The sequence below is a fragment of the Dethiosulfatarculus sandiegensis genome, assembly GCF_000931935.2.
Classification (GTDB): Bacteria; Desulfobacterota; Desulfarculia; order Desulfarculales; family Desulfarculaceae; genus Dethiosulfatarculus; species Dethiosulfatarculus sandiegensis.
The window spans coordinates 23,354-38,027 of record NZ_AZAC01000012.1 but is presented as its reverse complement, the minus strand read 5'-3'; the positions used below and the strand labels follow the sequence as shown (position 1 = coordinate 38,027).

Below are 14,674 nucleotides of genomic sequence, written 5' to 3'. Positions count from 1 at the left end.
TCGGCTTAAAGGGGAAAGGCGGCTCAATTGACTGGTTCGGTTCTAAGGCTCACTCCCACTCATAAACGTTTCTTTTTGTGTTTTGGCCTGTTTTTTTTCGGCAGTTTACTGCACGTGTCTGTTTCTTTTGCCGAAACCGCCATTTTCAATCCCCTGCGCGTTTATTTGCTTGAACAGGGCTTTAAGACAAAACAGGTGGATTGGGTCTTGAGTCATGAAAAGATGCGTTTTGAGGCTAAAATTCTGGCCCGTATGTTGAGCGTCAAGGAAAGCAAGCTCAACTATGGCCGTTTTTTGTCTGAAAAAAGCCTTAAAAGGTCGCGGGATTTTCTGGTTAAACATAAAGGACCTTTAAGCCAAGCCCATAAAACCACAGGCGTGCCTCCGGAAGTAATAGTGGCCATATTGAATGTGGAGACTTCCCTGGGGTCCTACACCGGCACTCACAATACCATGAGCATACTGGCCAGCCAGGCGGTTTTGGATACAAAAGAAGCCAGAAAGCGCCTGGCCGTTTATTGGCCCAAGGACCGTACAAAGGAGATAAGCTCCCGTAAAAACCTTAAGCGCTTTATAAAAAGAGCCCATTGGGCCAAGGGCGAAGTCGCATCCCTGCTGAAATTGTCTCAAAAATGGCGTAAAAACCCCTTTGCCTTTCAGGGGTCGCCTGCCGGAGCCTTTGGCATGAGCCAGTTTGTGCCCACAAGCGCCTTGAAATGGGCCAAAGACGGGGACAATGACGGCCGGGTGGATCTTTTCACCAGCACAGATGCCATTTTCAGCGTGGCCAATTACCTTAAAGCCCACGGCTGGCAACAGGGACTGGGCCAAAGAAAGCAAAAATCGGTTATACTCACCTATAACAAAAGCACTCCCTATGCCCGAACCGTTCTGGAATTGGCCCGGAGGCTTAAATGAGTTCACCTGTAAGTCAGGCTTTTGTTTTCCCCTCAAAAGCCGCCCTGGACCAGACCCTGGCAGAAATGACCCGGGAAAGTCCGGGCGGTTTTTTGCTTAAACCGCCTTTTTACACCTTTGATTCCCTTTTACCCGCTGTATTGGAGCAAACACCTTTACCCGAAGGATGTGCACCGTTATCGCCCCAGGCCGGCCCCATGCTTTTGCAGGCTATTTTGCGCAAGGCCAAGGATCATGAGGATTTGTTTGCGGGCATGGCCAAGGGCAGGCGTTTTCCGGACCGCTTGTGGCGTCTATTGGTTGAGATCAAGGCGGCCGGGCTTTTACCTGAACAGATTCGGGAGCTGGAACAGGCTGACTCGGGCGGCAGGTTCCTGGCCCTGACCGAGTTGTTGGAGCTGTATCAGAAAAGGTTGGATGATCTGGGCCTGGCAGACCAGGCCGATCGTCTGAAGCACCTGGAGGCTTCTCTGGAGAAGGGATTCAGGCCAAAGCTCATTTCCTCCTGGCGGAAATTGGAGGCCCTGGAGGTGCTTTGGTTGCGCACCCTGGACCTGGGGCTTTTACGCGCCCTGTCCAAGGCTATAAAGGTGAGGGTCAATTTCAGCCTGCTGCCGCCTGATGACGAGGGGCCGGTAAGGCTTTTCAAACTTCTCAAGGCAACTGAGCGCCACATAATTGAAAATATGTCCCAGGTGGAGATTAACTGGCACGAGATTGAGGAATTCAAAGGACCCTTGGCTCCCCTGGTTCAGGCGCGGCTTGGGGGGGAAACCGCACCCTTAAGTGAGGACTTTGAGGATTGCCTGGAGGTTTTAAAAGCTCCGGGCAGGTACACTGAAATGGAAGACCTGGTCATAAGGGCAGGGGATCTGCTTAACTCGGGTGTGCCGCCTCAAAAACTTGCCATAGTGCTGACAGACCCTGATATTCAGGGGCAGATGGCCCTAAACGTTGCCCAGAGAATGGGAATTTCCCTTGATTGGTCACCGTCTTTGCCCTTGACAGCTACTCCGGTGTGCCGGGCCTTTCTTTTACTTTTGGAATTGCCCCTAAAGTCCTTTTTACGTAAAAAGCTTATCCAGGCCTTTGAATCTCCTTATCTTTTTCCTGCCCTTGCCCCGCTTATCTGGGAAAATGACCCTCTGCCCGCATCCCGGATCAAGTCTCTTTTATCCAGTGCCGGGTATTTTGACGCAGCGGAAAACGAACCCTTGTTTTATTTGCAATCTGCTTACCACCGCCTGGGAGAAGGTGCCGAAACTGCTGTTTATTTAGGTCAATCCCTGGAAAAACTTAAAGCTTTACTTGAAGAATTTAGTTCTCCGGGCAATCTGCATTCATACCTGCGAGAAGTGCAGGAGCTTTGGCGAAAATTAAAAATAGGCCAACATCTTTTTTTCGGACTCAACCCGGAAAACAAAAAGGAAAGTCAGACTATTATCCAGGATATGGCCGCCTTGGGAGCCATGGACCAGGCCCTGGAGGAGTTGGTTTTAGCCGCTTCTCAGATAGAGGATGTTGATCAGCTCTCAGCTACCAGGCTGTTGGCCGGATTTCGCCATATGCTGGCCCAGTACCAAGTTCACCCCTTGAAAAAAGGCCCCATGGGAATCAGGCTGGTTTCCTTGGATCAGGCAGGCGCCCTTGATCTTGATTACGCCTTTGTGGCCGGACTGAATCTGGGAGATTTTCCCTTAAAACCCCAGGCCAGGCATTTTCTGGGCGGCCAGGACCTGGTCAGATTGGGGATAAAGGCCAAGGCCCCGGTCTGGCGCACCGACGAGGAGGAATACTCCGGCCAGATTCTTAACCTCTTGCGCCTCTTGGCTAAAACCAGGCATAAGGTTATCCTTTCCCATGCCGCAGCCGACGCAAGCGGCCAGGAAAAAGAGCCCGCCCTGGAACTGACAGTCATTGCCTCTTTGGGAGGCGTGGAAATTTCCCGGGCAAATGGCGGGGTCTACGGCTCCTTGCCCGGCCTGGAGCAGTGCCACGATCCTTTGGGGTTGTGGGCCGGTTTGACCAGGGGCCTGTTGAATCCCCTGGCGTTTGAACAGGAAAATCACCTGGCCAGGGAGGTTTTCACCTGCCTGTCTGAGCAGGACCCGTATTTTATACCCAAATGGCGCGATATCCGGGCCAGGGTGATGATAGAGGCCCGCAGAAAAGAGCTCAACCGGCTTGATCTGAAGGAAAGGCCATTAAATTCAGATGCCTATAGTGGAAGCCTGAATTCTTCCCAGATAATCGGACGAATCAGGGAGCTATTGACCGGCTCCCAAAGCCGCCCCCAGTCAGCCAGCAGTTTCGAGCAGTATGCGGCCTGCCCAATGGCCTGGTTTTATGGCCGAATTTTGGGGCTTACCCCTCAGGACGAACCTGAGCTGGATCTCAAACCAAGCGATGAAGGCTCTTGGGTGCATGAGGCTTTAAGGCTTTTCTTTGAACCGGAGGAGTATGACCACAACTGGTCTGATCAAACCCGCAGGCAAAGGATTAATGATTGCCTGGAGCAGGCCAGGGCAGAGCAAAAGGCCGGGGGAAATAAAGGCCATGACCGTTTGGCCGAAGCCAGAAAACCGGTATTGAAAAAAGCCCTCGCAAAGGTGGTTGAGCTGGAATGCCGGGAAATGGGTGAGGCAAGGCCCCGGGGCGTGGAGTTGTCCTTTGGAAGCAAGAAAAATCCCTTTGAGATCAAGGTTCCGGGCTGGCCGGATCTTAGGTTGGCAGGCAGGGTTGATAGGCTGGATAAGGGCCCTGATTTTATACGCATTGTCGATTACAAGCACACAAGCAACGATGCGGGCTTAAGAAATGCGGTTTGCCGGGAAGAGTGGGGTGTAAGCGCCTTTCAGTTGCCGATTTACCTGGCTTTCGCCGCCTGTCAAGCCCCGGAACCGGCTTTGCGTTTACTGGCCCGGCTAACGCCAACCAGAAAATGGTTTGAATCGGAAAAGCTCAGAAAACCAGTGGAGCTTTTGGCAGATGATCCTTTTTTAAATAGGGAGCCCGTTCTCTCTGATCAGGAAGAACAGCCGATCAATCTGTACCAGGCCTTGGCCGGTTTGTGGAAAAACATGCTGAATGGGCGATTTTTTGCCCTGCCGGATAAACAAACCTGCCTTTATTGCGATTTCAAGAGGATTTGCAGGGCTGAATCTCATGCGGGGGAAGACAACAATGGCTGATTATCCAGTCCTGGAAAACAGGTTGTGTATAACAGCCGGGGCAGGCGCAGGCAAGACCAGACGCCTGGTGGAGACCTATCTGGGGCTTTTAACCGGAGCGGGTGAGCACCAGGCCCTGCAACCCAACCAGGTGGTGGCCATAACCTTCACCGAAAAAGCGGCCAATGAAATGCGGGCCAGGGTGGCCTCTCAACTAGCCGAATTGGCAGCGAAATCTCAAGGAAAGCCCCATAACCCGGACTGGCAGGGCATGCTGGCCCAGGTGGAATGGGCGCCTATCAGCACTATCCACAGTTTTTGCCGCAGGCTTTTAATGGAGTTTGGTGCGGCCATGGGCCTGGACCCTGATTTCAGGATTCTGGATCAAAACGAGTTTGCGGAGCTTTTGGAAGAAGTCATCCAGGAGGTGCTGCGCACGGAATTGGTTGCTCCCGAAGGGCTTCTCGACAGGCTGCTGGCCCAGAAATCCCTTAACGGGTCTTATGGACTCTCCGGGTTGTTGGCGGAGTTTTATCATCATCTGACTACCTTGGGGGTACGCCCCCGTCAGGCTTTGGATGCCACCCAACAGGCCCATGCGGATGAGGAAACCAGACAACAGGAGCTTGGCAGGCAATTTTGCCTGAGCATAAATGAATTGGCCGACGCCCGCATCGGCGAGTTGGCCAAGAGTAAGGCCAAGTTTTTGGTTAAGCTGGATAAACTGCTGGCCAGATGCAGGGAGCTAGGCCTGGATAAGGACGCATCGGTCCTTAACCTGAACAGGCTTAACGAGCTGGAACCCCTGCTCAAGGGAAACTGGGGCAAGACAAATGAACTGCGCAGACCGGCCATTGAAGCTCTGCAGGAACTGAAACTTTTGATTGCAGTGCCCATGTCGGCCCAGTTGACCGGAAACGCACTTGAGCTGCTTGCCAAGGTGGACCTTGCCCTGGAAAAAGAGTTGGCCGGCAGGGCGGCCCTTTCCTTTGATCATCTTCTGCTGAAAGCCAAGACCCTGCTTGAGACCAGGCCGGAGGTGCTTTTTATTCTAAGGCAGCGTTTCCAGGCGCTTTTGGTCGATGAATTTCAGGATGTAAACCCGGTTCAGGGCGATCTTATGCGGTTTCTGGCTGGTCTTGAAGAGCCTTTGGATCCTGATAGCGCGGATCAGGACGCCCCCTTGCCCAGGTTGCTGGTTGTGGGAGACCGTAAGCAATCCATCTATGCCTTTAGGGGGGCGGATGTGGGGCAGTTCAGCCAGACCATGACCGAATTTGAGGCAGGGGTCGGAAAAGTGGAAGCCCTGCCTAATAATTATCGCACCTGCCATGAGCTGGTCTATTTCTTTAACCGCCTGTTTGAAAAGGTTTTTTCTGCCCATTCCTTGGATGACCCGGAACTTCTGAGACTCTACCTTAACTTTAGGCCGGATGACGCCCAAAACCCGGCCAGGCAAAAGCAAGAGGGGCTGGATCACCCTCTGGAGGTAGTAAAAATAACAGCTCCCCCTGAGGCAAAGGCGGATAAATGGCGCACCCTGGAGGCCGGGGCCCTGGCATTATATCTTAAGGATTTGGTTTTAAATCAAGGTGTAAACCCCGGTAATATTGCGGTATTGTTAACTAAACTAACCTCTGTCAATGTGTATGAAGACGCCTTGCGCAAACAGGGGGTTGGATTCTATACGGTCAAGGGCAGGGGCTTTTTTGCTTGCCAGGAAATTTCAGATATTTACCTGGCCCTGCAAAGCCTGCTTCACCCGGAAGACGATTTGGCGCTCTGTGGATTTCTGCGCTCAGGGCTTCTAGGGTTGAGCGACGAGGCTTTGGTTGCCTTGCGGGCCGGGTCGGCTAAGCAAGGCTGCCTGATGCCGCAGGCCATGAAATCGGGTTTGAACCTGAGCTCCACCCTGGAGGGAGAACAAGCTGACCGCTGGGACAAGGCCTTAAATATATTTAAGAAATGGTCTCCTCTAATCAGGCGTATGTCGCCTTATGCCATAATGGAAAACATCCTGGCTGAAACGGATGTTATTCCCCTATTGGCTGCAGACCCGGATGGTGAGCAAAAAATAGCCAATATCCGTAAATTATTGGAAATGGCCAGGGAGGCGCAATCAGGTCCGACCGGTTGTGTGGAAGATTTTCTGGTCTGGCTGGGTGAACGCCTGGAAAATCCCGGCCAAGAGCCCCAGGCCCCATTGATGGGAGAAGAGGCCCAAGTGGTGCGGTTCATGACCGTGCATCAGGCCAAGGGACTTGAGTTTGATGTGGTGATTCTGGCGGACCTGGACTCCACCATAAACCAGGGGAACAGTCTGCCGAGCCCCTTGCCCCAAGGAATTTTCGCAATTAACCCCCTGGATTTTGACACTGGTGAAGTAATCAAATCGTCTATATATGCTAAATTGGCCAATAGACAAAAGGCTGTTTATGAGGCGGAATCGGCTCGTCTTTTCTATGTGGCCTGCACCAGGGCCATGGAAAAACTGGTTTTTTTGTTCCGGGAAAAGGAAAAGGGCAGGTCCGGTCTGTGGAGCAAATGGGTCTCGGAATTTGTGCTTGCAGACGAACTGACCCGGCAGGTGTCTGTGGATGACCTGGAAATCTTATTTGAGGATAAAGATCCCGGCCATATGATCGATTCGGGAGATACACCGATGGATCCGGCCGGGGAATGCACGGGACATGCAGTTGAAATAATTGATCATTGCCTGCAAGATAACCAGCCCGCCCCCAACCTGATTACTGAATCCGTCTCCAGCCTGGAAAATTTTCTCCATTGTCAAAGGCTGTATTTTTTTACCAGAAGATGGGGGCTTGATACTGCCCAATTAGCTGTAAATATTAATGGAAACGGAGAACCTTCCCAGGGGGCCCGTATTGGCAGCCTGGTGCACAAATTGCTTGAAAACGCCCGTTTTTCCAACGGGCCGGATTCATTGAAACAGGCGGCTGATCAGATGGCCCTGTGCGGACAGGCGTCAGAGCTGGAAGTTCAGCGGGCCAAGGATTTGGCTTTAAAGGCTTGGGAAACAGATCTTCCGGATATTATTAATGAATTTCCGGAAGAACACCTCTTCAGGGAGCAAGGGTTCAGGCTTTACTTAAAAGGTAATGGCGCATGCCCGGACCTGGAGGTGATAGGGGAGTTTGACCTGGTCCTGGTGCGGCCCGGCCGACACCTTATTGTGGATTACAAGGTGAGCGAGGCGGTGCATCCGGAGAACTATCAGACCCAGCTGGGTATTTATGCCCTGGCTCTGGGCAGGACAGATCCTTCCAACCCGCCTGAAACCAGGCTTTGTTATTTGAACTCCAAGGGGGGAACCCTGCTTTCCCTTGATTGCAATGAGGCTTATCTTAAAAAACTGGAACAGAATCTCCTGGCAGCCGCTTCAGGCATCAGCCGCATTCCCTTAAACGCAGACCCCTGGACCTTGCCGGTTTCTCCTCTTTGTTCTGCTGCCTGTCCTTTGCAAAAAAGTGGTTTTTGCCGGGGCAAGGGGGCGGAATAAATGCAAAACCAGCTCACCAGCCTTACCGGAACCGTAAAAAGGATTACCTTTCATAATCCTGAAAACGGTTATACCGTGGCGCGGCTTGATACTACCCAGGGGCTTTTCACGGTAGTGGGCATTATGCCCGGGCTGGATCAGGGCCAGGAAATAACCGTAAAAGGCAAATCCATCTTACATCCCAAATTCGGCCCCCAGGTGGAGGTCGAGAGTGTTTCCGTGAGTTTGCCCACAGACGAGGAGGGTGTGAAAAACTACCTCGCTTCCGGCCTGGTAAAGGGAGTGGGACCCAAGTTGGCCGAGCGCATTGTGGAGCACCTCGGCCCCAAGGCAGTTGAAGTAATACTTGAAGAACCGGAAATGTTGGCCCAAGTGCCTGGTATTGGTGATAAAAAGGCAGAATCCATAACCAAGGCGGTTCAGGACCACGGTGTATTAAGAGATGCCATGGTGTTTTTACAGGGTCACGGCATTGGGGCCTCGACCGCCTTGAGGATTTACAAACATTACAAGGGAAACACCCTGGCTATAATGAAAACTCAGCCCCATCGTCTGGCCGCTGATGTGCGGGGCATTGGTTTTGCCACAGCCGACCAAATTGCTTCCCGCCTGGGCATTGCCCAAGACGATCCCTCCCGTCTGGAGGCGGGGATTCTGCACACCCTTTCCCAGGCCCTGGACCAGGGACATCTTTTTTTACCCTATGAGGAACTCATGGAAAACGCGGCCAACATTCTCAAGGTTGACCGGGGGCTTTTGGGCCCGAGTTTTGTGAAACTTCATGTAGGGCTCAAATTAACTGTTGAAGAAGATGAAAAGGCTAAGAGGGTTTACTTAAGCTCCATCTACAGCCTGGAGCAAAGAGCCGCTCACACCTTGGCCGGCCTCGCTAAAAATTCGGGCCTTTTGTCTGAACAAAGGGCGGCCAAGGCAGTGGATTGGGTGTCTGGACAGCTTAAGGTCAAGCCCTCTTTGCCCCAGCAAAAAGCACTTTCAAAGTTGCTCACCGCAGGCCTTGCCGTACTCACCGGAGGCCCGGGCACCGGTAAAACCACTTTGCTCAAGGCCTTGATAACCATTGCCAAGCGCATGGAACTCAGCGTGGCCCTGGCCGCGCCCACTGGCCGGGCGGCCAAGAGGCTCAGCGAATCAACCGGTCAAACCGCCTTGACTTTGCATCGATTACTGGAGTTTAGCCCTAAAGAGAATCGTTTTGCCCGAAATGCCAACCGACCTGTGGAGGCTGAACTTTTAGTTGTCGATGAGTCTTCCATGATAGATATCTGGTTAATGGCCAACCTGGCCGAGGCGGTTGGGCCGGAATGCAGGCTGATACTGGTGGGAGACGCTGACCAGTTGCCAAGCGTGGGACCGGGTTTGGTGCTGCGCCAGATCATTGATTCCAAGGTGATAAAAACCGCTCGCATAACCGAGATTTTCCGTCAGGATCAGGCTGGCCTCTTGGTCAAAAACGCCCACCTTATCCTGAACGGCAAAATGCCTGAATTGCCTCGTCAGGGCGCGGAATCGGATTTTTATTTTATAGACCAAAAAGATCCGGAAAAAAATTCCCGTTTGGTGAAAGACCTGGTCTGCCAAAGGTTGCCCGGCCACTACGGCTTTGATCCGGCCAGGGATATCCAGGTGTTGGCTCCCATGCACAAGGGAACCCTAGGTTGCCGTAATCTAAACCAGATTCTGCGAGAGCAACTTAACCCCGCCTCCCGGGGAGCGGTTGGATTTCAAGCTGGGGACAAGGTTATGCAGGTGCGTAATAACTACGACCTGGAAGTCTTTAACGGAGATCTGGGTTTTGTGCTTAAAAGCGAGGACGCCGGTTGCGTTGTGGCCATGGGCGACAGGGAGGTCGAGTATTCCCAGGCTGAACTGGATGACCTGATCCTGGCCTATTGTGTGACCATTCATAAATCCCAGGGAAGCGAATATCCGGCTGTGGTGGTGGTCTTGGGCATGGAGCATTTCATCATGCTGAATCGGCCTCTGCTTTACACCGCCGTGACCAGGGGTAAAAAGCTGGTTTTGGTGGTGGGGGATGCCAAGGCCCTGAAAAGAGCCATAAGGGAAAACCAGCCGATTCATCGCAATGCCCGCTTGGATGTGGCCCTGGGCAAGCTTTATCAGGCAAGTTTAAAGTAAATTTATCTTAATATTAAAGTAATCTTATGGCAGAGCCTTTTATCGGATAAAGCTCTTTACCAAAAAGGAAAGCGGACAAGGCTAGAGAATAAGCCTTGCCCGCTCGTTCTGGGGGGTGACGGTCATATGAGCCTGGTTATATAAACTACCGACCGTCTATGGTTTGGATGGTCCAGCGTCCCGGACCAGGGAACCCGATTTTGCTAAAGGCCTGGTATAAGCCTTTCAGGCATAGGTTTCAGGAATCAAATTACTTTCCACCACAGCCTGCAGTTCAGAGAGTTTCCAGGACGGCGCCTGGGCAATCATGGGGGCCAGCTTTGTGATCAACCCCCTGGCCTCAGTAAGATTGAGATCACTTTCGCCCCCGGTTTTGACAAAGGCAGTGGCAAACATAAGGCTGCCCATGATGAACCAGGTCGCATCAGACCAGTAAAGCGATGCCACGGTTTTTCTGGTGACTATTCCGGTGCAGATAGCGATCAGGCCGATACAAAAAGCGACCATGGGAAGGGGAATTGCCTCGGTTAAAAAACAAAGCACCACAAAGGCCACCGTGGCGATTGCGGCCTTTACATGAAAGCCGGCTCTGTCTGCCTTTTTCCTTTCCAAAGGAGTCAGTTGATCATAATTTATACCTTTTGTCTTTATTTCATGGGCTCGGCTTAGAAGCTGCTCGAACTTCTTGGAATCAATATTTTTTACATGTTCTTTGATGGTCTGTAGCTGCCCTTGGGAGAGCTTGATTTTATTGGTGTGCGCCCACTTCAAATTTCTCTTTAAAAAAGCCTTCTTGCTGTAGGCCGATTTGCTTTCACTGGCCACCATCAATTGGACCAGGTACATCTGCCACTGGGTTAATCCATCGAATTCATTATTAAAAAGTTCTTTGGCCAGGTAGGTTTTCTCATATCCCGGCCCCAGTGAATATTCTATACCCACCTGGAGCATTGAATCCGGCGTGGGTATTATTATTATCAAAATAAACAGAACAAGTGGTATGCTGAACAGCTTCCAGTTGACATATCTGTCGTAACCGGTTGGTTTTTGCGGAGCATTGTCCCGGGTCATACTCGCACCTCGCCTTTTCTAACGTGTTGGACATCTTTTTTTTTACCCACAAACAAGCTTTCTCAAAAATTAAAGTGCTCAAGTAAAGTGCTCAGGACAGCCATAGCCAAGGCAGCGAAAAAAAAGAACTTTCTTTCAGCCTTGGCACTGTAGCGCCATATCCATTTTTTGTTTTTCAAGTGTTTCTCAGCCATTTTCAAGGCCTTGTTAGGGTGAACGGTCAGGGCTCTTCTACCTGTTGTCTCCCTCGTGATTTTCTCTCCAAGGCAAATTCAATTTTTTCCAATAAGGTTTCCAAGGGGCACGGTTTGATCAGGAAATCAAAGGCGCCCTGTCTGAGACCTGCCAAGGCCGAATCCACGGTGGCATGCCCGGTGAGCATGATCACCGGAATCCCCGGCCAGGTCTGTTTAATGGTCTGCAAAAGTTCCAGTCCGCCCATGCCCGGCATTTTTATATCCAGCACAACCACATCGATCTGCCGTGCCTGCAAAACAACCAGGGCCTCTTGACTGTCCGGGGCTGAATGCACTTCATAACCTTGACGCTCCAGCAGCTTGGCAAAGGTTTTCAGCAAGCGTTTTTCATCATCAACCAAAAGGATCTTTGGGCTTGTCACCTTAAACCTCTTTTCCCCAAAGAGTGTTTTCTCAGTCTATGAGGGGCAGGGTGATAATAAAGGTGCTTCCTTTGCCCAAGGTACTTTGCACCTTGATGCTTCCACCCATTTTTTCCACGATCCCGTAGCACACCGGCAGGCCAAGGCCAGTGCCTTGCCCCACGGGCTTGGTGGTGAAAAATGGGGTGAATATACGTTTTAAATCTTCGGAATTAATCCCCTTTCCATTATCTTTAATACTTAAAAGAGCCTGGGCTTCTAAAGCCTCCACATTTACGGTGACCAGTCCTTCTCCCTGGCCTCCGTATTTTGCCTCCACTGCGTCAAAGGCATTGTTCAAAAGGTTTAGGACCACCTGTTGCAACTGACCGGGATCGGCGTTAACCCAACAGGGCTGACTGGTATTTTTAAGCTCCAACGAAACCCCGCTGACTTGGGCCTTTTTACTGAAAAGTAAAGAGGCCTGGCCCACAAAGTCAGCCAGGTTCAACCTCTGGGGATTGGGGTCTGTTTTGCGGGCAAATTTGAGCACTGACTGAGTAATTTGGGCGCAACGATCGATCTGTATCTGGATTTGATTAAGGGATTCAATCAGTTCGTTAAGGTCTTCACCTTGAAGTAAATCCCCCTTTTGAACCATCTCCTGCATGATGGTTTCCATGAGCTTTTGCTCGGCGCGGATAACCTGGAGGGGGTTATTGATCTCATGGGCAAACCCGGCGGACATCTCACCTATCTCCGCCAGCCTGCCTGCCACAATAAGTTGTTGATCCAGTTTTTCCTTGTCGGTTTCGGCTTTTTCAATCTGGGTGATAAGCCGATTTGTTATATAAAAGGCAAGCCCTATAATGAAGACTATGCCCAAGATGCAGATCAGGATAACCTGGATCGAGGCATCGTTAAGTGCCTGAAATGCATCTTCTTTGCCTTGACGCACAATCAGAAGCCAATTGTCGTCGTTCAGCCAGCAGGTTGCGTAGAGATATTCCTCGCCTTTTGTGTCTGCCTTAAGCAGGCTTATGGTTCCCTGATGAGGTTTCAAAAGGCTGTCGTCATCCGGGCTTTTGGTGAGTAACTCACCGCCGGAACGACGTAGGGTCTGGAATATACCTTCATTATTAAGGATATAAGCTTCACCGCTTTTACCTATGCGGACCTTGCGAACCATTTCGCTGAACAGGTATGTGTCAATGGTTGCCCTGAGAACCCAGGTGTGGCCGTTTTTCTTTTGGGTTATGGCGATTATGAAGTGAGGTATCCTGCGAAATCCCAGGAACACGTCGCTGATAAAATATTGTGAGGTTACGGCCTTCTTAAACCATTGTTCTTTGGCATAATTTTTACCGCTTAATTTATAGGGCCCCTTATAGGCAAGATGGTTGCCTTTTTCATCAAAAAGCCCCAGATCCACAAAAGCACCTGATTTTTCCTTGAGGAGTAAAAGTGCGGCCCCCAGGTTATCCGGTTGAATCAGTTCCTGGTAACTATATGTTTCTGCAATTAAATTCAGATCACTCTTACGTTCGTCCAAGAACATCTGAATCATGGCGCGATGGTCTTCGGCGATCCTTTTAATCTTGTCGACATTATTATTTTCCAGGGATTTTGTGAAATAGGAGTAACCAATAGCCAGGGCGACTATAAAGGGAATCAGGGGAACAATAATTAATAGAGCCAGAACCTTATTGCGCAATACCTGGTAGTGGTTTTTCTTTTCCTGCATAGTTTTTCCCTGGTTTTATTCATTTTTGCTGTCTATGCATGGTACTTGGAATTAAAAACCAGGAAAATAGAGGCAAAGGCTCAATAATCTGAGTTTAGCTCCCTAAAACAAAACAGTTATTACACCCCAAGGATTTTAGTGGTTCACCCCTTTTCCCGGAGACAAACCACCTATAGTTGAGTCGGATAATCCCCCCCCAAAGAGTTACCTTTGTGATATCCTGGCGATTTATTTAGATAACTATTTAAAATTAAACATTTTTTTAAAAGGATCGGTTCTGGAAGGCCGTTTTGGGAAAGGGCGGAAGGGGACGAAAAAACCGGCCCAGGTTTTGAAATCCCGGGCCGGTTTAAAGTCCAGCTTTAAATTAAGATAAAACGATATAACCGATTGCAATATAACAGATTTTTTCTGGTGTCGTTTAATCCCAAAACACGGTTTCGTTTTTCTGGGGGCCCTTTTTCTCTATTTTCATCCAGCGGATATCAATACCGCCTGTTGCCGCGTTGGTGGTGTTGACAATGATCCTTTGATAGGTCTCCCCGGTTTGGGTGTCCACCATCAAAAGGCCGCCATAGGGCTTGGGTGCTTGAAAAATCTGGAAGCGGGGAGGGGCGCAGCAGTTGCACGCGCTACCGCGCATGGGAGCCTGTACAGGTCCCTTTGCCCAGGCATATCCCGCCAGGGTCAAAAGGGTCAGGGCAAGCAAGGGAATAATGATTTTTTTCATTTTCACTTCCTCCGGATGATCTGCGGTTGCAATGACCTTGGAACGTTCATCAGGCGTCTTTGCCAAGGCCTGTTTCAATGGGACTCCCACCAATCCCTGAAGCGATTTAGACCTACCTCGCTTTTCAAATCAATGATTTTGCCTTGTCTGCACCAGGCAAGTGCCTGATCAAGACTGAGAAAACACAGATCCGCCCCTTCTTCCATGGGGTGGCCGTCTCCTTCCGGCGGCTGTGCTGCCGCCGGGTCCACCCGGGCGGTGAAAAAATGCAGCCTTTCAGTGCACAAGGCCGGGGCTGAAAAGGGGGGCTCGCCCAAGGAAACCAGATCTTCATCCTTAACCCTAAAGCCGCCTTCTTCCCAGGCCTCTAAAACCGCCCTGCCGGAAACACCGGCACCGTTATTCTCCAGATCGGCGGGCTCAACCCCGCCGGCGGGTAGTTCCCACATTACGCCGTTTAAGTTTTCACCATCCAAATCCCGCAACCTGGGTTCCAGGGATCTGAAAAAGGCCGCCGGCCGGGCTGCCTTGCGCAAAAGAATCCTGGGAGGCTGATCAGTATCAGGCGCGGCATACAAAACCAGGACAACTGCATCCAAAAAAGGCGGGGCGGCTGTTTCAACGTCGTACCAGACACTGGTATCGCCGTTTGCGTATATGTTTCGCACCTGTCTTTTATTTAGAGTGAGAAAATTCCCTTTGCCGACAAGGGTGGGGGCCTGCCTGGTTTCCAGACGGTTCAGTATCTTTGTTTTTTGGCTCAAAT

Annotated in this window: 9 protein-coding genes; 4 read left to right on the top strand and 5 right to left on the bottom strand. The window is 50.9% G+C overall.

The window, feature by feature from the left end:
* Window positions 1–27 precede the first annotated feature (27 nt).
* Genes X474_RS09515 through recD2 form a run of 4 tightly spaced genes read left to right on the top strand, consistent with a single transcriptional unit; the run spans window position 28 to window position 9,765 of the window.
* Entirely contained in the window at window positions 28–918 is an 891-nt protein-coding gene (locus X474_RS09515) for a lytic murein transglycosylase (RefSeq protein WP_052515054.1), read from the top strand.
* Entirely contained in the window at window positions 915–4,109 is a 3,195-nt protein-coding gene (locus tag X474_RS09510) for a PD-(D/E)XK nuclease family protein (RefSeq protein WP_044348486.1), read from the top strand. The genes X474_RS09515 and X474_RS09510 overlap by 4 nt, the downstream gene beginning before the upstream one ends.
* Window positions 4,102–7,608 (top strand): UvrD-helicase domain-containing protein, encoded by a 3,507-nt coding sequence (locus tag X474_RS09505; RefSeq protein ID WP_044348484.1) that lies wholly within the window; start codon window positions 4,102–4,104, stop codon window positions 7,606–7,608. Before X474_RS09510 ends, X474_RS09505 begins: the two co-directional genes overlap by 8 nt.
* Window positions 7,609–9,765 carry an SF1B family DNA helicase RecD2 gene (recD2, locus tag X474_RS09500; protein ID WP_044348482.1) on the top strand — a complete coding sequence of 719 codons (2,157 nt, stop codon included), beginning with the start codon at window positions 7,609–7,611 and terminating at the stop codon, window positions 9,763–9,765.
* Between the two features lie 225 nt (window positions 9,766–9,990).
* Here recD2 and X474_RS09495 read toward each other — a convergent pair whose 3' ends face one another.
* The 5 genes from X474_RS09495 to X474_RS09475 all read right to left on the bottom strand — a co-directional run bounded on the left by X474_RS09495 (window position 9,991) and on the right by X474_RS09475 (window position 14,672).
* Window positions 9,991–10,836, bottom strand: a complete 846-nt coding sequence (locus X474_RS09495) for an anion permease (RefSeq protein WP_052515053.1) — start codon at window positions 10,834–10,836, stop codon at window positions 9,991–9,993.
* A gap of 220 nt (window positions 10,837–11,056) precedes the next feature.
* On the bottom strand, window positions 11,057–11,455 hold the full coding sequence (locus X474_RS09490) for a sigma-54-dependent transcriptional regulator (RefSeq protein WP_044348480.1): 399 nt from the start codon (window positions 11,453–11,455) through the stop codon (window positions 11,057–11,059).
* 31 nt (window positions 11,456–11,486) lie between these two features.
* Window positions 11,487–13,178 carry a sensor histidine kinase gene (locus X474_RS09485; RefSeq protein ID WP_044348479.1) on the bottom strand — a complete coding sequence of 564 codons (1,692 nt, stop codon included), beginning with the start codon at window positions 13,176–13,178 and terminating at the stop codon, window positions 11,487–11,489.
* A gap of 421 nt (window positions 13,179–13,599) precedes the next feature.
* On the bottom strand, window positions 13,600–13,908 hold the full coding sequence (locus tag X474_RS09480; RefSeq protein ID WP_156360709.1) for a hypothetical protein: 309 nt from the start codon (window positions 13,906–13,908) through the stop codon (window positions 13,600–13,602).
* Between the two features lie 74 nt (window positions 13,909–13,982).
* On the bottom strand, window positions 13,983–14,672 hold the full coding sequence (locus X474_RS09475; RefSeq protein WP_044348475.1) for an NUDIX hydrolase: 690 nt from the start codon (window positions 14,670–14,672) through the stop codon (window positions 13,983–13,985).
* Between the last annotated feature and the right edge of the window lie 2 nt (window positions 14,673–14,674).